The organism is Kitasatospora sp. NPDC003701, from assembly GCF_053587085.1.
Map to the genome: position 1 here is coordinate 19,438 of NZ_JBSFNM010000002.1, position 19,048 is coordinate 38,485.

General features: G+C 74.0%; 19 protein-coding genes. 13 read left to right on the forward strand and 6 right to left on the reverse strand.

All coding sequences use genetic code 11. The annotated features are described in order from the left end of the window. Positions 1–132 precede the first annotated feature (132 nt). Positions 133–1,359 (forward strand): sensor histidine kinase, encoded by a 1,227-nt coding sequence (locus tag ACWDRR_RS02225; RefSeq protein ID WP_449770273.1) that lies wholly within the window; start codon positions 133–135, stop codon positions 1,357–1,359. Continuing rightward, positions 1,356–2,075: a response regulator gene (locus ACWDRR_RS02230; protein WP_449770274.1), complete on the forward strand. Its 720-nt coding sequence runs from the start codon at positions 1,356–1,358 to the stop codon at positions 2,073–2,075. The genes ACWDRR_RS02225 and ACWDRR_RS02230 overlap by 4 nt, the downstream gene beginning before the upstream one ends. A gap of 61 nt (positions 2,076–2,136) precedes the next feature. Here the strand turns inward: ACWDRR_RS02230 and ACWDRR_RS02235 are convergent, their stop codons facing one another. Next, positions 2,137–3,573: an MFS transporter gene (locus ACWDRR_RS02235; RefSeq protein WP_449770275.1), complete on the reverse strand. Its 1,437-nt coding sequence runs from the start codon at positions 3,571–3,573 to the stop codon at positions 2,137–2,139. A gap of 322 nt (positions 3,574–3,895) precedes the next feature. Here ACWDRR_RS02235 and ACWDRR_RS02240 point away from each other — a divergent pair, with 322 nt between their 5' ends. Then, entirely contained in the window at positions 3,896–4,474 is a 579-nt protein-coding gene (locus ACWDRR_RS02240; protein ID WP_449770276.1) for a MarR family winged helix-turn-helix transcriptional regulator, read from the forward strand. 53 nt (positions 4,475–4,527) lie between these two features. Further along, the gene (locus ACWDRR_RS02245; protein ID WP_449770277.1) at positions 4,528–5,061 is read left to right on the forward strand and encodes a GNAT family N-acetyltransferase; all 534 of its coding nucleotides are present in this window, start codon (positions 4,528–4,530) and stop codon (positions 5,059–5,061) included. A gap of 59 nt (positions 5,062–5,120) precedes the next feature. On the opposite strand, the gene ACWDRR_RS02250 is transcribed toward ACWDRR_RS02245, so the two are convergent. Together ACWDRR_RS02250 and ACWDRR_RS02255 are read right to left on the reverse strand one after the other, a co-directional pair. Further along, complete coding sequence (locus tag ACWDRR_RS02250; RefSeq protein ID WP_449770278.1) at positions 5,121–5,630, reverse strand: methylated-DNA--[protein]-cysteine S-methyltransferase; 510 nt, start codon at positions 5,628–5,630, stop codon at positions 5,121–5,123. Next, on the reverse strand, positions 5,627–7,147 hold the full coding sequence (locus ACWDRR_RS02255; protein ID WP_449770279.1) for a DNA-3-methyladenine glycosylase 2 family protein: 1,521 nt from the start codon (positions 7,145–7,147) through the stop codon (positions 5,627–5,629). The genes ACWDRR_RS02250 and ACWDRR_RS02255 overlap by 4 nt, the downstream gene beginning before the upstream one ends. A gap of 299 nt (positions 7,148–7,446) precedes the next feature. Between ACWDRR_RS02255 and ACWDRR_RS02260 the strand changes: the two genes are divergently transcribed. Continuing rightward, the gene (locus tag ACWDRR_RS02260; RefSeq protein ID WP_449770280.1) at positions 7,447–7,902 is read left to right on the forward strand and encodes an ASCH domain-containing protein; all 456 of its coding nucleotides are present in this window, start codon (positions 7,447–7,449) and stop codon (positions 7,900–7,902) included. Between the two features lie 76 nt (positions 7,903–7,978). On the opposite strand, the gene ACWDRR_RS02265 is transcribed toward ACWDRR_RS02260, so the two are convergent. The 3 genes from ACWDRR_RS02265 to ACWDRR_RS02275 all read right to left on the reverse strand — a co-directional run bounded on the left by ACWDRR_RS02265 (position 7,979) and on the right by ACWDRR_RS02275 (position 11,445). Beyond that, positions 7,979–8,557, reverse strand: a complete 579-nt coding sequence (locus tag ACWDRR_RS02265) for a YdeI/OmpD-associated family protein (protein ID WP_449770281.1) — start codon at positions 8,555–8,557, stop codon at positions 7,979–7,981. Between the two features lie 109 nt (positions 8,558–8,666). After that, positions 8,667–9,797 (reverse strand): ribosome small subunit-dependent GTPase A, encoded by a 1,131-nt coding sequence (rsgA, locus tag ACWDRR_RS02270; RefSeq protein WP_449770282.1) that lies wholly within the window; start codon positions 9,795–9,797, stop codon positions 8,667–8,669. Positions 9,798–10,155: 358 nt separating this feature from the next. Beyond that, on the reverse strand, positions 10,156–11,445 hold the full coding sequence (locus ACWDRR_RS02275; RefSeq protein ID WP_449770283.1) for a YihY/virulence factor BrkB family protein: 1,290 nt from the start codon (positions 11,443–11,445) through the stop codon (positions 10,156–10,158). Between the two features lie 177 nt (positions 11,446–11,622). Here ACWDRR_RS02275 and ACWDRR_RS02280 point away from each other — a divergent pair, with 177 nt between their 5' ends. From ACWDRR_RS02280 to ACWDRR_RS02315, 8 genes are all read left to right on the forward strand, one after another. After that, on the forward strand, positions 11,623–11,706 hold the full coding sequence (locus tag ACWDRR_RS02280) for a putative leader peptide (protein ID WP_329492070.1): 84 nt from the start codon (positions 11,623–11,625) through the stop codon (positions 11,704–11,706). 198 nt (positions 11,707–11,904) lie between these two features. Further along, the gene (locus tag ACWDRR_RS02285; protein ID WP_449770284.1) at positions 11,905–13,629 is read left to right on the forward strand and encodes a nitrite/sulfite reductase; all 1,725 of its coding nucleotides are present in this window, start codon (positions 11,905–11,907) and stop codon (positions 13,627–13,629) included. Between the two features lie 150 nt (positions 13,630–13,779). Continuing rightward, a complete protein-coding gene (locus tag ACWDRR_RS02290) occupies positions 13,780–13,977 on the forward strand; it encodes a hypothetical protein (RefSeq protein WP_449770285.1) in 198 nt (65 codons plus the stop codon). Beyond that, positions 13,958–14,659 (forward strand): phosphoadenylyl-sulfate reductase, encoded by a 702-nt coding sequence (locus ACWDRR_RS02295; RefSeq protein ID WP_449770286.1) that lies wholly within the window; start codon positions 13,958–13,960, stop codon positions 14,657–14,659. Before ACWDRR_RS02290 ends, ACWDRR_RS02295 begins: the two co-directional genes overlap by 20 nt. A 67-nt stretch (positions 14,660–14,726) precedes the next feature. Next, the gene (gene cysC / locus ACWDRR_RS02300) at positions 14,727–15,308 is read left to right on the forward strand and encodes an adenylyl-sulfate kinase (RefSeq protein WP_449770525.1); all 582 of its coding nucleotides are present in this window, start codon (positions 14,727–14,729) and stop codon (positions 15,306–15,308) included. A 17-nt stretch (positions 15,309–15,325) separates the two neighbouring features. After that, positions 15,326–16,258, forward strand: coding sequence for a sulfate adenylyltransferase subunit CysD (cysD, locus tag ACWDRR_RS02305; protein ID WP_449770526.1), 933 nt, complete (start codon positions 15,326–15,328; stop codon positions 16,256–16,258). Beyond that, on the forward strand, positions 16,259–17,602 hold the full coding sequence (locus ACWDRR_RS02310; protein ID WP_449770287.1) for a sulfate adenylyltransferase subunit 1: 1,344 nt from the start codon (positions 16,259–16,261) through the stop codon (positions 17,600–17,602). Between the two features lie 270 nt (positions 17,603–17,872). Continuing rightward, positions 17,873–19,030, forward strand: coding sequence for an aliphatic sulfonate ABC transporter substrate-binding protein (locus tag ACWDRR_RS02315; RefSeq protein ID WP_449770288.1), 1,158 nt, complete (start codon positions 17,873–17,875; stop codon positions 19,028–19,030). Positions 19,031–19,048: the final 18 nt, after the last annotated feature.

Here is a 19,048-nt window from a genome sequence, read left to right on the forward strand (position 1 = left end):
GACCGACGTCCGGAACAGGGCGCGGAGCACCGGTCGGCGGTGCTTGCGGCGCGGCTGCTGTGCGACCCTGTCCCCGGGAGGCCGAGGAGTCCGCAGCCCGAGGGGCCGGGAGGCCGAACACAGGGGGAAGAGATGCCCAGCAGTCGAGACGACGGGCCCGGCGACGCCCGGGATCCGCTGGCCGTCGGGGGCGTCGAGCCGCCGCGGTCCCGCAACGACGCGCTCGTGGCCGGCGGGGCCTGCGCGCTGAACCTGCTCAGCTACGCGTTCTTCGACGACCCCGAGGGGCCGCACGAGGTCAGCGCGGTCGGGTTCCTCCTCGTCGCGCTCGGGGCCGTGCCGCTGCTCGCCCGGCGCAGCCACCCCGTGGCGGCCCTCGCCGCCGTCCTGGCGCTCGACGCGACGGCCGCCGTGACGATCCCGCTGCCCAGCCACTTCGGCGCCGTGCTGGTCGTCGCCCTGTTCTCGGTCGCCAGGGCCTGCCCCGGTCGGGTGACGGCGGTCGCGGCCGCCGCGACGGTGCTGGTGACCATGCTGAGCCAGGCCGGCAGCCGGCTCTCGCACGCGCAGACCGCCCTCACGACCTCCCTGTCCACCCTGATCGTCGTCGGCACCGCCCTGGCGGTCAACCGCTGGCAGCAGCAGGTGGCGGCCAACCGCCAGCTCCTCGCCGATCGCGCGGTGGCCGACGAACGCCGCCGCATCGCACGGGAGTTGCACGACATCGTGGCCCACCACATCACCACCATGCAGCTGATGGCCGGCGGCGCCCGGGCCAACCTCGCCCGACCGGAGGTGGTCCGGGACGCCCTGGTCACCCTGGAGTCCTCCGGGCGGCTCGCGCTGCGCGAGATGCGCCAACTCCTCGACGTGCTGCGGGCCGGGGACGAGCCGGAGACCGCGCCGCCGCTGCCGCAGCCCGGCGCCGACGACCTCGACCGCCTGGTCGGCGAGTCCTGCGCCGCCGGGCTGCCGACCGAGTTGAGCGTCCGCGGGCCGCGGCGCCCGCTGCCGCCGACCGTCGGCCTCACGGTGTTCAGGATCGCCCAGGAGGCGCTCACCAACGCCCGCAAGTACGCGGGACCGGCCCGCGCCTGCGTCATCCTGACGTACCGTCAGGACCTGGTCACCGTCGAGGTGCGGGACGACGGCGGGGGCGCGCCGCCGCTGGAGGGGTCGTCGGCGGCGGGCCCGGGCGGCTACGGACTGATCGGCATGCGCGAGCGCGTCGCCCTGCACGGCGGCACCCTCGTCGTCGGGCCGCAGGCCGACGGGGGCTTCGCCGTGCTGGCCGAACTGCCGCTGACCGCCGACGACACGGCCGAGGCGGCCGTCCAGCACGAGGGAGTGCTCCGATGACCGGGACCGGCCCGACGCCGCCGAGGATCCGGGTGCTGATCGCGGACGACCAGCCGCTGGTCCGGCGCGGCCTGTCGCTGATCCTCTCCCCCGACCCGGCCTTCGAGGTGGTGGGAGAGGCCGAGAACGGCGCGCAGGCCGTCACCCTGGCACGCCGGCTGCTCCCCGACGTCGTGGTGATGGACATCCGGATGCCCGTCCTCGACGGCGTCGACGCGACCGCGGAACTCGCCGCCACCGCGCCCGGCTGCCGGGTCCTGGCCCTCAGCACCTTCGACCTCGACGAGTACGTCGTGGGCGCCCTGCGCGCCGGGGCGTACGGGTTCCTGCCCAAGGACAGCTCGCCGGAGGAGCTGGGCGCGGCGATCCGCACCGTCCACGCCGGCGAGGCCGTCGTCGCACCGCGCCTGCTCACCCGGCTGATCTCCACCTACGTACGGGCGCCCCGCGACACCCGGCCGGTCCCCACCGGCCTGGGCGACCTCACCCCCCGCGAGGTCGAGGTGTGGCGCCTGATGGCCACCGGCCTGGACAACGCCGGGATCGCCCGCGACCTGGACCTCAGCCTCTCCACGGTCAAGAACCACATCACCAGCATCTTCGACAAGCTCGCCGTCCGTGACCGCGCCCAGGCGGTCATCGCCGCCTACGAATCGGGCCTGGTCACCGCCCGCGCGGCGGCCGGGGGCCCGCCCGGCGACGGGCGCACCGGCTGACCGGGGCCGGGGCGGCCGGCCCGGCGCACGGTGGCGTCGGGGGGAGCCGGGGAGGCGGTGGTCAGCCCGCGACCGGGCGCCGTGCGGTCCGCGCGGTCGGGCGGACCAGCGCCACCGCGAGCCCGGCGACGGCGGCGAGCGCCAGCAGCACCGTCCGGCCGCCGGACGCCGCGCCCGCCAGGTGGACACCCAGGACGGGCAGCGCGGTGCCGAGCGCGGTACCGAGGCTGCGGGCCATGTTGACCATGCCGCCGCCGACCGCCGAGCACTCCGCCGGGATCGCCCGCATCACCAGCGCGTTGTTGGCGGGCAGCAGCAGGCCGAGCCCGTACCCGGTGACCAGCAGCGGGGCGGCGACGGTCGCGACACCCACCGGCAGCAGCGCCAGGAGCAGCAGCCCGGCGCCCGCGACGGCCGCGCCGCACCGGCACCGGGCGACGTCCGACCAGGCCCGGGGAAGCAGGCTGCCGCCGGCGGTCGCGCTGAGGGCGAAGGCGGCCGGGAGCAGGGTGATCACCAGGCCCGCCCGGAGGACCGGGACGCCGGACTCGGCGAGCAGCACCGGCCCGAGCACCAGCGGGCAGAACAGCAGCAGGTAGCCGATCAGCGCGACGGCCAGGCCGGGCCGCACGCCCGGGGTGTTGACCAGGCCCGGGGCCAGGATCGGCCGCGCCGCCCGCCGCTCCTGACGGACCAGGCCGAGGGTGAGCAGCACCGCGAGGAGCAGCAGACCGGCCGCCGCCCAGCCGGGCAGCGGCAGGCCCGAGGCGGTGGAGAGGGCGAGCAGCAGCGCGGTGGTCGCGCCGGTGAGCAGCAGCAGTCCGGGCAGGTCGAACCGGCCGTCGCCGCCCGCGCGCGGGGTCCAGGCCTCGGCACGGGTGCGGGGCAGCAGGAACCAGCCCGCCAGGATGCCGAACAGGCCGATCGGCACATTGATCCAGAACACCCAGCGCCAGGAGGCGTGTTCGACCAGCAGCCCGCCGAGGCTCGGGCCGAGCGCCAGGCCGAGGCCCTGGGCGGCCGCCTGGATGCCCAGCGCCCGCCGCATCGCGTGCCCGGGGACGCCGCGTGCCACCAGGGCGACGCTGTTGGCCTGCATCATCGCGCCGCCGACCGCCTGGACCGCCCGGCAGGCCACCAGGACCCAGAGGCCGCCGGCGAACCCGGCACCGAGCGAGGCCAGCGCGAAGACGGCGAAGCCGCCGAGGTACACGGTCTTGCGGCCGACGAGGTCGGAGAGCCGGCCGACCGGGGCCAGCAGGGCCACCAGCACCAGCAGGTACGCCAGGGCTACCCATTCGACCGCCGCGAAGTCGGTCCGGAAGTGCCGTCCGAGGGCGGGGAGGACGAGGGCGGTGATGCCTGCGGTCAGCTGCCCGAGGAAGGCGCCGAGGCAGACGGTGCCGACGGCCAGCCAGTGGGCGTGCCGCCACCCGGCGATGCCGCGCGGCCGGGGCCGCTCGGTGAGCAGCCGGGTGGCGAGGGCGGTGGCGTTCATACGGCGAAATATATCGGATGCAGATATGTTCTCTCTACGAGCTGATCGGCATGCGATCCTCGACCGGGCACGAGACCCGCGCGGCCGTCGGCGAGCGGGCGGTGAGCGGCGGGCGGCGGGCAGCCGGGAGTCGGCGGGTGGTGGGCGGCGGGCGGCGGGCGGCGGGCGGCCGGTGTTCGACCGGTGAGCCGCCTCCGGCCGGCGCGCGGCGTCCGGCCGACCGTCGGCACGCGACCGATGCGCCACCCGGCGCGCGACCGGGGGCGCCCAGGGGGCGATCGGCTCGGCGGAGCGGCCGCCACCAGGCGCTACGCTGTCCGCCATGCCGTCGTCACCACCCGTTCCCGACCCCGCCGCCGAGCCGGCCGAAGCTCCGACCGATCCCGAGGCCCAGGTCGCCCCCGCGGAGCCGCCCGCTCCGGCGATCGAACGCGCCCGACGGCTGACCGACGTGGTGACCCGGCTGCGCCGCGCCCTGCGCAGCAGCATCCGTACCGACTACCCGTGGGAGTCCCTGCCGATGGCGCAGGTCGAACTCCTCCAGACGCTCGCCGCCGCCCCGCTGCGGGTCGGCGAACTGGCCGCCCGCCAGCGGCTGGCCCCGAACACCGTCAGCGGTCTGGTCGGCAAACTGCTGGAAGCCGGCTTCGTCGACCGCCAGGCCGACCCCGGCGACCGCCGGACCGCCCGGATCGCGCTCACCCCGGCCGGCCTGCGCCAGCTGGACGACTGGCGGCAGGCCCACGAGCGCCGCATCGCCACCGCCCTCGGCACGCTCACCGCCACCGACCGCGAGGCCGTCATGCAGGCGCTCCCGGCCCTCGACCGGCTCGCCCGCGCCCTGGCCTCGCCGGCCGGTCCGGAACAGCAGGTCGCACCCGAACCCGTCGCGCCCCGGTAGCCCCGGTCGGAAACTCGGAGGCCGCCGGCCCTGCCAACGGCTACCGTCCCCGCATGGAAGCCTCCCTCGCGGACACCGCCCACCTGCGGATCGAGCCCTGGACGGACGCCGATCTCGCACTGCTCCGCCGGATCAACACCCCGGAGATGAAGAAGCACGTCGGCGGCCCGGAGAGCGAGGAACAGCTCCTCGCCCGGCACCGCCGCTACCTGGACTTCGTCCCCTCGGGCCTCGGCCGCATGTACCGCATCGTCCTGCTCCCCGGCGGCGAGCCCGTCAGCACCGTCGGCTACGGCACCCGGACGTGGCAGGGCGCGACGGTGCACGAGATGGGCTGGAACGTCCTGCCGCCCCACCAGGGCCGGGGCATCGCCGTCGCCGCCACCCGGGCCGCCGTCGCCGCGGCCCGCGCCGAGGCCCGCCACCGCCACCTGCACGCCTTCCCCGACGTGGCCAACCCCGCCTCCAACGCCGTCTGCCGCAAGGCCGGCTTCACCCTGCTCGGCGAGACCGACTTCGAGTTCCCGCCCGGGCGCCCCATGCGCAGCAACGACTGGCGGGTCGACCTCCGCGCGGACCTCGGGTGACCGGCCGCCGGGGGTCGGCACCCCGGCGGCTCCCCGGCGGCCCCCGGCGCGGCACGACCTCAGAACAGCGTGCCGCTCTCCAGCTCCAGCAGCCAGCGCTTGCGGTCCACCCCGGCGGCGAAACCGGTCAGGGAGCCGCCGGCACCGATGACGCGGTGACAGGGCCGGACGATGAGCAGCGGGTTGGCACCGACGGCGCCGCCCACCGCGCGGACGGCCTTCGGCGAGGCCCCGGCCAGCTCGGCGAGCCGGCCGTAGGTGACGGTCTCGCCGTACGGGATGTCGTCCAGGGCGGCCCAGACGCTGCGGCGGAAGTCGGTGCCGATCGGGGCCAGCGGCAGGTCGAAGGTGGTGCGCTCACCGGCGAAGTAGGCCGTGAGCTGGGTGACCGGCTCGACGAGGGCGTCCGGGTCGTGGACCCAGTCGTCGGCGGGTTCGGCGAGCGCGTACTTCTGCCCGGGGGCGGTGACGGTGGCCAGCGCGGCCGGCCCGCCGTCCGCCGGCAGCAGGCCGCTGAGCAGCAGCCGGCCGAACGGGCTCTCCATGAAGGTGAAGACGGTGGTGCTCATGCTCGGGTGTTCTCCGTTCCAGTGCTGATGTCACTCGCGGCGCCGGCCCAGAGCCGGTGGACGGCGTAGGAGCGCCAGGGGGCCCAGGCCTCGGCGGCGCGGTCGGCGGACTTCGGGTCGCCGGGGGCGCCGAGCCGGGTGAGGCCGTGGCGGATGCCGACGTCGCTCGGCAGGAAGACGTCCGGGTCGGCGAGGGCCCGCATCCGCAGGTAGCCGACGGTCCAGGGGCCGATGCCGGGCAGGGCGAGCAGCTGCGCCGCCGCCTCCTCCCGGTCGACGCCGCTGTCGAGCCGGACGACGCCCTCGGCCAGGGCGGCGCAGAGGCCGGTGAGCGCCCGCCGGCGGGCCGCCGGCATCGCGAAGTCCTCGGGATCGGCCACCGCCAGGGCGCCGGCGGTCGGGAAGAGCAGCCGCAGCCCGCCGTTCGGCTCCGGCAGCGCCGTGCCGTACTTCTCGGCGAGCCGCCCGGCCAGGGTGCGGGCGGCGCCGACGGTGACCTGCTGGCCGAGCACGGCGCGGACGGCCAGCTCGTGCGGGTCGACGTGGCCGGGCGAGCGCAGGCCGGGGCGGGCCCGGACGAGCGCGCCGAGCACCGGATCGGTGCCGAGCCGGCCGTCCACCGCGTCCGGGTCGGCGTCCAGGTCGAACAGGATCCGCAACCGCTGGACGGCGGTCGGCAGGTCCCGCAGGTCGGCCAGGAAGAGGCGGCAGTCCAGCCAGCCGCGGGTCCTCGGGTCGTCGGCCGCGAGCCCGTCCACCTCGGCGATGCCGTGGCCGTACGGGAGCGCGAGGGTCCGGCGGTAGGTGCGGACGCCGGGGCGCGGCCCGGGCACGACCTCCTCCACGCCGGGGACGGCGCGCAGGGCCAGGAAGTCGATCAGGTGGTCGCTGTCCAGCGCGCCCCGGTAGGCCAGGCGCAGGGTGAGGCCACCGGCCGGGGTCGCGGTGCGCCGCCCGGCCGCGACCTCGGCGCGCAGCCCGCTGGGCGTGCGGTCGTAGACCTCGCGGACGGTGTCGTTGAACTGCCGGACGGACGCGAACCCGGCCGCGAAGGCGATCTCGGTGACCGGCAGCTCGGTGGTCTGCAGCAGCAGCCGGGCGGTCTGGGCGCGGCGGGCCCGGGCCAGCGCGATCGGCCCGGCGCCGAGTTCGGCGGTGAGCTGGCGCTGGAGCTGGCGGGAGCTGTAGCCGAGGCGCTGGGCCAGGCCGGCGACGCCCTCGCGGTCCACGATGCCGTCGCCGATCAGCCGCATCGCGCGGCCGACCAGGTCGGCGCGGTGGTTCCACTCGGGAGAGCCGGGCACCGCGTCGGGGCGGCAGCGCCGGCAGGCGCGGAAACCGGCGCCCTGCGCGGCGGCGGCGCTGGGGTAGAAGGTGCAGTTGACGCGCTTGGGGGTCACGGCGGGGCAGCTCGGTCGGCAGTAGATGCCGGTCGAGGTGACGGCCGTGAAGAAGACGCCGTCGAAGCGGGCGTCCCGGCTGTCCACGGCTCGGTACCGGATGTCGTCGTCGATCACGCTGTCCAGTCTGCGGCACTCGGCGGGGCATGACTGGCGGAAATCGGACACCGCCGTTCAGGGGCCGCCCGGGGCGGTCGGGGGCGGTCGGGGCACCCCGGGGCGGAGCGGCGCGGGGCCGGGTGGGCCGCCGTTCGCGGTCGATCGGAAAACCGCGGGCCGTCCGGCCGGGCCACGGCTAGCCTGGCCGGGGCCCGCGCCGGGCGGCCGTCGCACCCGGTCGACCTGCCGGCCCGCCTGCCCACCCGACCACCTGCTGGCCCACCTACCCACCTGCCCCGGCGACAAGGAGCCCTCCCGTGACCGAGCAGCCCTACACCGGCCCGGACGACCCCCGGGTCGCCGCGCTGCGGATCGAGCAGTTCGGCTTCCCCGGACCGCTGCGCGACCGGCTGGTCGCGGCCGTCCTCGGCGGGGCCAAGACCAGCACCACCGGTCTGGTCGCCCAGTACGAGCACGAGAACGAGCCGCTGCCGCAGGTGGGCGTCCGCTCGGCGGTGATCGACTCGGACGGCCGGGTGGTGGCCGTCACCGAGACGACGGACGTCCGGGTCGTCCCGCTCGCGGAGGTCGACCTGCGGCACGCCGTGGACGAGGGCGAGGGCCACACCACGGTGGCCGAGTGGCGCGCCGGCCACGAGGGCTTCTGGCACGGCGAGGAGATGCGGGCCGCGCTCGCCGATCCCGGCTTCGCCGTGGACGACACCACGCCCGTCGTGCTGGAGCGCTTCCGCCTGGTGGCCGACCTCCGCTGACCGGCCTACGCTGAACCGGCCTACGCTGACCGGCCTCCGTTGACCGGCCGCGGCGCGCCGGCCGCGGCTCACCCGGTCACGCCGGGCCGGTGCCGCCCGCGAGCTGCCGCAGGGCCCGGTCGAGCCGGGCCCGCCGGGCCTGCGGGGTGAGCGCCTGGAGCAGCGGCAGGACGAGCCGGTAGCGCGCCGTCCGGTCGAGTGCCTCGAACGCCTGCCGGGCCCGCGGGTCCGCGTCGAACGCCGCCGCGAGCTCGGGCGGGACCGTCGCCGCCCGCTGCGACGCGTAGGCGGCCGCCCACCGGCCGTCCGCCCGGGCCCGACGCACCTCGGTGAGCCCCGGTTCGCGCATCCGGCCCTCGGCCGTCAACGCCGCCACCCGGTCGACGTTCACCTGCGACCAGAGGCTCCTGGGCCGGCGCGGTACGTACTTCTGCAGGTAGTACCGCGCGTCGAGCGAGCGGCGCTGCCCGGAGACCCAGCCGTAGCAGAGCCCGATGTCGACGAGTTCGTCGTCGGTGACCGACGCGATGCCGGACTTCCGCTTGGCCAGTTTGATCCACACGCCCTCGCGGCGCGGGTGGTTGCCGGCCAGCCAGGCCTCGAAGGCCCGGGCGTCCGCGAAGGCGACCACCTCCACCCCGTCGATCTCGTCCACGCGGTCGAGCGTAGTGGCCGCCCCCGGAGGCGGCCGCCCGGACCGGCGAACAGCCCGGCCGGGCGACGGGCCGACGCACCGCGCGCCCGCCACCCCGGCCGGTCCGCCGTCAGTGCTTCACGGTGCCCCGGGCACGCACGGACTTGGTGATGACCTTCCACTTCTTCAGCCGGGCGGCGGCCAACCGGGCGTCCGAGCGGGAGGCGATCCACTCGCTCTCGCGCTGGAGCTTGAGGTAGCTCTCCATCCGCCGCTGCGGGAGCGTGCCGTCGGCCAGCGCGGCCTGCACCGCGCAGCCGGGCTCGGTGTGGTGGCCGCAGTCGTGGAAGCGGCATTCCTCGGCCAGCTCCTCGATGTCGGAGAAGGCCATCGCCACACCCTCGCCGCCGTAGAGGCCGACCTCGCGCAGGCCGGGCGTGTCGATCAGCACACCGCCGCCGGGCAGCAGGGTCAGCTCACGGGTGGTCGTGGTGTGGCGGCCCTTCTGGTCGACCGCGCGGGCCTGCTGAACGGCCATCACCTCGGCGCCGGCCAGCACGTTGGTCAGGGTGGACTTGCCGACGCCGGACTGCCCGATCACCGCGGTGGTGCCGGGCGTGCAGGCGCGCAGGACGTCCACCCCCTCGCCGGTCTCGGCGCTGACCACCAGCACCGTGACGCCGGGCGCGATGGACTCGACGTCGGCCCGGATGAAATCGGCGTCGTCCACCAGGTCGGCCTTGGTGAGCACGACCACCGGCTCGGCGCCGGACTCCCAGGCCAGGGCGAGGAAGCGCTCGATCCGGCCGAGGTCGGGCTCGGCGGCGAGCGAGGCGGCGATCAGCACGGTGTCGACGTTGGCCGCCAGCACCTGACCGTCCGAACGCTTGCCGGCCACCTTGCGGATGATCGCGGTGGAACGCGGCAGTAGGGCCGCGACGGACGGCATCGGCTCGGCCGCGAGGTCCACGGCCGCCCAGTCGCCGGTGCAGGGGCAGTTGATCATGTCGGCGTCGCCGACCGACCGGGTGTCGGCCCGGACGGTGCGCGGCTCACCGGTCTCCGGGTCGGCCAGGACGACGTCGCACTGGCCCCGGTCGACCCGGACGATCCGGGCAGGGGTCAGCCCGGCCTCGGCGAGCGGGGTGAAGTACTCCTCGAACTCGGCCGTCCAGCCGTAGCCGGCCAGCGGGAGGTCGAAGGAGTGGAGGGAGTCGGAAGAAGAGAGGGAGAACGACGGAACGGAGGCAGCGTTGAACAACGCGGTGGGCCCTTCGGGAGGAAAGTGATCCCGCCGGGCTACGGCTGCGCGCGAAGAGGCGTCGTCAGCCGGCGGCCGGGAGGGAGAGGTGGTGTATGCGAGCGCTGCCCAGGGCAGCCGTGACGGCAATGACAGCCACGAGACCCACCTCCTGCTTCTCCATGGGCCGGCAAAGCGGCCCCCGAACCGAACTGCTCACACCGTAGCGGCCGCCCCCGACCCTGCCAACCGGTTTTTCACCTGCGCCGACACGGCCGCCCGACCCCGGCCGGCCCCGGGATCCGACCGGGGTTCCGACCCGGAGTCCGGCCCGGTGGCTCCGACCCGGGCCCCGGAGCTCCGACCCGCCCGCACCGCGTCAGCGCTGGTCCCACGGCGGCCGCGGCGGGTGGCTGGGCAGCGTGCGCTCGGGGGGCGGCGCGGTCGGCCGGTCGCTGTCCGGCGGCGGCGGGGCCGGCCGGTGGTGCGGGCCGCCCCGGGTGGTGAGCCGGGCCCGGACGTTGTCGGCGGCGAGCACGTCGGCCCAGCGCTCGGGGTACTCGGAGGGCACGTCGATGTCCTCGCCCTCCTCGGCGTACTCCTCCTCGGCGCCCTCGGCGAGGCCGAGTTCGCGCGCCCGCCGGGCCCGCTCGACGGCGCGGCGGGCGGCCACCTCGCGAACCACCGCGGCGGCGGCCTCCTCGTGCGCGCGCTCGTTCTCGGCACGGGCGTCGGCGGTCTCCAGGGTGGGCCAGCGCCGGTCTATGGCCGCGTTCATCGCGGCGCCGATCAGCACCGCGAGCGCGACCACGAAGATCCAGAGCAGCACGGCCACCGGCGCGGCCAGCGAGCCGTACACCGAGGGGCCCTCGACCGAGCTGACCAGGTAGAGCCGCAGGGCCACGCTGCAGAAGACCAGCACCACCAGCGCGACCAGCGCGCCCGGGATGTCCTCCCGCCAGGGCGTGGAGACGGGCACGGCGAGGTGGTACAGGGTCGTCAGGAAGACGATCAGCAGCAGGATCGCCACCGGCCAGTAGGCGGCGTTGACCAGCGTCGCGAGGTCCGGCACGGCGTTCTGCACCAGCCCGGGCCCGGCCATCAGCAGCGGCAGCACCAGCGAGCCGATCACCAGGGCGCCGAGGTAGAGGCCGAGCGACATAAGCCTGGTCTTGACGATGCCGCGCTTGCCGTCGAGCCCGTACATCACCGTGATGGTGTCGATGAAGATGTAGAGCGCCCGCGAGCCGGACCAGAGCGAGAGCAGGAAGCCGATCGAGATCAGGTCGGGCCGGGTGTGGTCGAACACGTCGTTCAGCAGCGGCACCACCACCTGCTTGATCGACGAGTCCGAGAGCACCGTCCCGGCTGCCGAGACGATGTCCGACTTCAGCTTGTCGATCGTGCCCGCGCCGAGGAACTCGTCCAGGTACCCGAGGGTGCCGGCCAGGCAGAGCAGCAGCGGCGGAATGGACAACAGGGTGAAGAACGCCGCCTCCGCCGCGAGGCCGGTGACCCGGTACTCGACACAGGTGTTGGTGGTGTCCTTGACCAGCGCCCAGGCCGTACTGCGCCAGGTGACCTGCTTGGCCGCCCGCCGTGAGCCCTTGCCCCGACGACGGGAGGGCCGTTCCGGGTTGGGTCTCGTCGTTTCGCCTGCTGCTTGCACAGGGCTAACGGTATCGGGCCGGGGCAGGTCCGTTGATCTCCCGTGTCGCGGACCGGTCGACGGGGGTCCGATCCGGGGAGCGGCGGGAACGCCGCAGCATCTCGGAATGCGAAACCTTTGCGTCCACAATACGGACGTTAGTGGACCTCGTGTCGTGCGCCGTGCGAATCTCTTGCCATGCCTAGCGCCGGAACCACCCTAGTAGGTCGACTCCACGTCGATCTCCTTCGCGTGTCCAGCGCCATCTGTCCGGTGATCTGAGCCCAACCCCGCCGCCACCCACCGCACCCGGCGCCACCACCTCGCCATCCCCGCCACAGAGGATGCGCAGGCGCCCGCCCGGCCACGGTCACTGCTCTCCCGGCCTTGAGAAACCCGCAGGTCACAGCAGTAGCACCGGGCCGGACACGCCCAGCGACCCACCCGGCGTCAGAGCCACCTGCCCCGAAGGACTTCACCATGGCCACCACCCCCGAGACCGCCGAGCCCACGGCCGACCGCGCCGAGGCGCGCCGCCCCGCCGCGCCTCGCAAGGTGACCCGTCACCGCGGTGAGGGTCAGTGGGGCATGGGCCACTTCACTCCTCTGAACGCCAACGAGCAGTTCAAGAAGGACGACGACGGTCTCAATGTGCGGACACGTATTGAGACGATCTACGCGAAGCGCGGCTTCGACTCGATCGACCCCGCCGACCTGCGCGGCCGGATGCGCTGGTGGGGCCTCTACACCCAGCGCAAGGAAGGCATCGACGGCGGCAAGACCGCGATCCTGGACCCGCACGAGCTGGACGCCGAGTTCTTCATGCTCCGCGTCCGCATCGACGGCGGCCGGCTGACCGTCGCCCAGCTCAAGGCGATCGCCGAGGTCTCCGAGCTGTACGGCCGGGGCACCGCCGACCTGACCGACCGGCAGAACGTCCAGTACCACTGGATCCGGATCGAGGACGTGCCCGCGATCTGGGAGAAGCTGGAGGCCGTCGGCCTGTCCACCACCGAGGCCTGCGGCGACACCCCGCGCGTCATCCTCGGCTCCCCGGTGGCCGGCATCGCCGAGGACGAGATCATCGACGGCACCCCCGCCATCGACGAGATCCAGCGCCGCTTCATCGGCAACAAGGACTTCTCCAACCTGCCGCGCAAGTTCAAGTCCGCCGTCTCCGGCTCCCCGCTGCTGGACGTCGCGCACGAGATCAACGACATCGCCTTCGTCGGTGTCGAGCACCCCGAGCACGGCCCCGGCTTCGACCTCTGGGTCGGCGGCGGCCTCTCCACCAACCCCAAGCTCGGTGTCCGCCTGGGCGCGTGGGTCCCGCTGGACGAGGTCGCGGACGTCTACGGCGGCGTCATCGGCATCTTCCGCGACTACGGCTACCGCCGGCTGCGCAACCGCGCCCGGCTGAAGTTCCTGGTCGCCGACTGGGGCGTGGCGAAGTTCCGCCAGGTGCTGGAGGAGGAGTACCTCAAGTACCAGCTGGTCGACGGGCCCGCGCCGAAGGAGCCCAGCGGCCGCTGGCGCGACCACGTCGGCGTGCACCGGCAGAAGGACGGCAAGTACTACGTCGGCTTCGCGCCGCGGGTCGGCCGGGTGAACGGCGCCCTGCTCGGGCAGATCGCCGACCTCGCCGCCGCCCACGGCAGCGACCGGCTGCGCACCACCGCCGAGCAGAAGATGCTCGTCCTGGACATCGCCGAGGACCGGGTCGAGTCGCTGGTGGCCGGCCTGGAGGCGCTGGACCTGCGCGTCACCCCCTCGCCGTTCCGCCGCGGCACCATGGCCTGCACCGGCATCGAGTACTGCAAGCTCGCCATCGTCGAGACCAAGGAGCGCGGCCGCACGCTCATCGACGAGCTGGAGAAGCGCCTGCCGGACTTCGAGGAGCCGCTGACCATCAACATCAACGGCTGCCCGAACGCCTGCGCCCGCATCCAGGTCGCCGACATCGGCCTCAAGGGCCAGCTGGTGACCGACACCGACGGCAGGCAGGTCGAGGGCTACCAGGTGCACCTGGGCGGCGCGCTCGGACTGGAGGCCGGCTTCGGCCGCAAGGTCCGCGGCCTCAAGGTCACCAAGGACGGCCTGCCGGACTACGTCGAGCGCGTGCTGACCCGCTACCAGGCCGGCCGCACCGAGGGCGAGCGCTTCGCCCAGTGGGCGGCCCGGGCGAGCGAGGAGGAGCTGTCGTGAGCGAGCGGAGCGAGCGAACCGGCAAGCAGGGGCGTGTCTCGCGCAGCGGACGCCGAGCGGAGCGAGGTGGGCAATGAGCGAGCGGAGCGAGCGAACCGGCAAGCAGGGGCGTGTCTCGCGAAGCGGACGCCGAGCGGAGCGAGGTGGGCGATGAGTGAGCGAGCGGCACCCTTCTTCTGCCCCTACTGCGGTGACGAGGACCTGCGTCCGTCCGAGACCGGGCACGGCTCCTGGGAATGCCACGGCTGCCGCCGGGCCTTCCAGTTGAAGTTCCTGGGCCTGCTGTCGGCGGCCAACGGAAGTACGGCGACTCACGGGGGTACGTCTGATGACCGGCACGACGACTGACTACGAGGCGATCGCGACCGCCGCCGGCCGCGAGCTGGAGGAGGCGACCCCGCAGGAGATCCTGACCTGGGCCGCCGAGACCTTCGGCGAGCGGTTCTGCGTCACCTCCTCGATGGAGGACGCGGTGGTCGCCCACCTCGCCTCCTCGGTCTTCCCCGGCGTGGACGTGGTGTTCCTGGACACCGGCTACCACTTCCCGGAGACCATCGGCACCCGCGACGCGGTGGCCGCGGTGATGCCGGTCAACCTCATCACCCTCAAGCCGCTGCAGACGGTGGCCGAGCAGGACGCCCAGTACGGGCCCGCCCTGCACGACCGCGACCCGGACCTCTGCTGCTCGCTGCGGAAGGTCGAGCCGCTGGGCCGCGGCCTCGCCGGCTACGACGCCTGGGCCACCGGGCTGCGCCGCGACGAGTCGCCCACCCGGGCCGGCACCCCGGTGGTCGCCTGGGACGCCAAGCGCCGCAAGGTCAAGATCGCCCCGATCGCCCGCTGGACGCAGGAGGACGTGGACGCCTACGTCAACGCCAACGGCGTCCTGCTCAACCCGCTGCTGTGGGAGGGCTACACGTCGGTCGGCTGCTCGCCGCTGTCGTGCACCCGCAAGCCCGAGGAGGGCGAGGACGCCCGGGCCGGCCGCTGGTCCGGCTCCGGCAAGACCGAGTGCGGCATCCACCTCTGACCCGCCGTCACATCTGATCCACCGTCACTACCCGTCTGGAGATCCCACCGTGAGCACAGCCACCACCCTGGCAGCCGACGGAGCCGCAGAGGCGGCCCCCGCGGCCGCCCCCTGCGAGCGCGGCGCCACCGTGTGGCTGACCGGGCTCCCGAGCGCCGGCAAGACCACGCTCGCCTTCGCCCTGGCCGAGCGGCTGCGCGCCGAGGGCCACAAGGTCGAGGTCCTGGACGGCGACGAGATCCGCGAGTTCCTCTCCAAGGGCCTCGGCTTCACCCGCGAGGACCGGCACACCAACGTCACCCGGATCGGCTTCGTCGCCGAGAAGCTCGCCGCCAACGGCGTCAAGGTGCTCGCCCCGGTGATCGCCCCGTACGCGGACTCTCGCGCGGCGGTCCGCGAACGGCACACCGCCCGGGGCACCGACTTCCTGGAGATCCACGTCGCCACCCCGGTCGAGCTCTGCGCCGAGCGTGACGTCAAGGGGCTGTACGCCAAGCAGGCGGCCGGTGAGATCTCCGGCCTGACCGGCGTCGACGACCCGTACGAGGCCCCCGCCGACCCCGAGCTGCGACTGCAGACCCAGGGCCGCGAGGTGGCCGAGAGCGCCGCCGAACTCCACGCCTTCCTGACCGAGAGGGGTCTCGCGTGACCACCGCGACCGACAACCTGGTCCACACCGACGACCCCGGCAACTCCGGGGGGCCCTTCGCGCTGTCCCACCTGGACGCGCTGGAGGCCGAGTCGGTGCACATCTTCCGCGAGGTCGCGGGGGAGTTCGAGCGCCCGGTGATCCTGTTCTCCGGTGGCAAGGACTCGATCGTCATGCTGCACCTGGCGCTCAAGGCCTTCTGGCCGGCCGCCGTCCCCTTCTCGCTGCTGCACGTCGACACCGGGCACAACTTCCCCGAGGTCATCGAGTACCGCGACCGGGTGGCCGCGAAGCACAACCTGCGCCTGCACGTCGCCCACGTCCAGGACTTCATCGACGACGGCCGGCTGCGCGAGCGCCCCGACGGCACCCGCAACCCGCTGCAGACCGTCCCGCTGCTGGACGCCATCGAGCGCAACCGCTTCGACGCCGTCTTCGGCGGCGGCCGCCGCGACGAGGAGAAGGCCCGCGCCAAGGAGCGCGTCTTCTCCCTGCGCGACGAGTTCGGCGCCTGGGACCCGCGCCGCCAGCGCCCCGAGCTCTGGTCGCTGTACAACGGCCGGCACGCGGTCGGCGAGCACGTCCGCGTCTTCCCGCTCTCCAACTGGACCGAGCTGGACGTCTGGCAGTACATCGAGCGCGAGGGCATCGAGCTCCCCGAGATCTACTACGCGCACGAGCGCGACGTCTTCTCCCGCAGCGGCATGTGGCTGACCGCCGGCGAGTGGGGCGGCCCCAAGGAGCACGAGCCGGTCGAGCGGCGCCTGATCCGCTACCGCACGGTCGGCGACATGTCCTGCACCGGCGCCGTCGACTCCGACGCCACCGACATCCGGGCCGTCATCGCCGAGATCGCCGCCAGCCGCCTCACCGAACGCGGCGCCACCCGGGCCGACGACAAGCTCTCCGAGGCCGCGATGGAAGACCGCAAGCGCGAGGGATACTTCTAAATGAGCACCACCACCGAGAACAGCGCCACCTCCCTGCTGCGCTTCGCCACCGCCGGCTCCGTCGACGACGGCAAGTCCACCCTGGTCGGCCGGCTGCTGCACGACTCCAAGTCGGTGCTCGCCGACCAGCTGGAGGCCGTCGAGCGCGCCTCCCTGAGCCGCGGCCAGGAGGCCCCCGACCTCGCGCTGCTCACCGACGGCCTGCGCGCCGAGCGCGAGCAGGGCATCACCATCGACGTCGCGTACCGCTACTTCGCCACGCCCCGCCGGCGGTTCATCCTCGCCGACACCCCCGGGCACGTGCAGTACACCCGCAACATGGTGACCGGCGCCTCCACCGCCGAACTCGCCGTCGTGCTGGTGGACGCCCGCAACGGCGTGGTCGAGCAGACCCGCCGGCACGCCGCCGTCGCCGCGCTGCTGCGCGTGCCGCACGTCGTGCTGGCCGTCAACAAGATGGACCTGGTCGAGTACGCCGAGCCCGTCTTCGCCGCCATCGCCGAGGAGTTCACCGCCTACGCGGCCTCGCTCGGGGTCAAGGACGTGGTCGCCGTCCCGATCTCCGCCCTCGCCGGCGACAACGTGGTCGAGCCGTCCGCCCACATGGACTGGTACGGCGGCCCGACCCTGCTGGAGCACCTGGAGACCGTGCCGGTCGGCAGCGACCCGAGCCTGCGGCCGGCCCGCTTCCCGGTCCAGTACGTGATCCGCCCGCAGAGCGACGAGCACCCCGACTACCGCGGCTACGCGGGGCAGCTGGCCTCCGGCGTGCTGCGGGTCGGCGACCGGGTGACGGTGCTGCCGTCCGGCCACACCACCACCGTCGCCGGCATCGACGCGCTCGGCCGGGAGGTGGACCTCGCCTGGGCCCCGCAGTCGGTCACCGTCCGCCTCGCCGACGACATCGACGTCTCCCGCGGCGACCTGATCGCGGCCGGCGAGGCCCCGGTGCCCACCAAGGACATCGAGGCCACCGTCAGCCACCTCAGCGAGCGCCCGCTGCGCGCCGGTGACAAGGTGCTGCTCAAGCACACCACCCGCACCGTGCGCGCGCTGGTCAAGGAGATCTCCTACCGGATCGACATCACCTCGCCGATCAGCGAGGGCGGCCTCGAACAGCGCTCCGGCGCCGAGGGGTTGAACGTCAACGACATCGGCCACGTGGTGCTGCGCACCGCCGAGCCGCTGGTGCTCGACGGCTACAGCGAGAACCGCCGGACCGGCTCGTTCCTGCTGATCGACCCGGCCGACGGCACCACCCTCACCGCCGGCATGGCGGGCGAGGCCTTCGACACCGTACGCACCGACGCACCCCGCGTACCCGAAGAGGAGGACTGGGTCTGATGCCCAGCGAGGCGTTCTCGGGCATGGACAAGGAAGGCGGCCGCATCGGCAGCGGCGTCCTCGGCAGCGGCCAGGGCGGCCTGACCCGATGTGTGGGCCGACAGGGCTGACCCCAGCCCTGTCACCGGGCCGGCCGCTGTCCCACCCCACAGCTGGTACAGCACACCGACCCGGCTTGCCCGGCATCCCCCCGGTGCCGCAAGCACGACCGACCGACTTCCCGCCCGGGACCGTCCCCGCGACGGTCCGTCCGTGAACAGGACTCCGCCCATGGCACCGCACCAGGCACTCCCGCATAGCCCCGCACGCCCCGCCGCCGGCCGGATCAGACGCGCCGCCGCGGCCGCCGCCGCCGGCCTCACCGCCGTGGCCCTGCTCTCCGCCTGCGGCTACGGCTCGAAGAGCGAGGACAACAAGTCCAACACCCCGGCCGCCGCCGGTGGTTCCGCCTCCGGCGTGAAGCTCTCCGCCGACACGGTCAAGATCGGCTACTTCGCCAACCTGACCCACGGCACCCCGCTGGTCGGCATCCAGGAGGGCCTCTTCCAGAAGGAGCTGGGCGCCACCCAGATCAAGCCCCAGGTCTTCAACGCGGGCCCGGCCGAGATCGAGGCGCTGAACGCCGGCTCCATCGACATCGGCTGGATCGGCCCCTCCCCCGCGATCAACGGCTACACCCAGTCCAACGGCGAGTCGCTGAAGATCATCAGCGGTTCGGCCTCCGGTGGCGTCAAGCTGGTGGTCAACCCCGAGAAGGTCCAGAGCCTGGACGACCTCAAGGGCAAGAAGATCGCCACCCCCCAGCGCGGCAACACCCAGGACGTGGCGCTGCTCAACTACCTGGCGGGCAAGGGGCTGAAGGTCAACCCCGACACCGGCGCCGGCGACGTCTCCGTCGTGCGGACCGACAACAAGGTCACCCCGGACGCCTACAGCTCCGGCGCGATCGACGGCGCCTGGGTGCCGGAGCCGACCGCGTCCAAGCTGGTCACCCTCGGCGCGAAGGTCCTGCTCAACGAGAAGGACGTCTGGCCGGACAAGAAGTTCGTGATCACCAACATCATCGTCTCGCAGAAGTTCCTCAAGGAGCACGCGGACGTCGTGGAGGCCGTGCTGCGCGCCTCGGTGAACACCAACGCCTTCATCAAGGCCAACCCGGACAAGGCCAAGGCCGACGCCAACGAGGCCATCAAGAAGGAGGCCGGCAACGCGCTGCCGCCGGAGATCCTCGACCCGGCCTGGGCCGACATCGACTTCCTGGACGACCCGCTGGCCAACACCCTCCAGGCCGAGGCCGACCACGCCGTCACCGCCGGCCTGCTCAAGAAGCCGAACCTGGCCGGGATCTACGACCTGACGCTGCTCAACAAGGTGCTCAAGGAGAAGGGCCAGAGCCCCGTGGCGGACGCCGGGCTCGGCACCAAGTAGCACACCCCGCGGCACCCT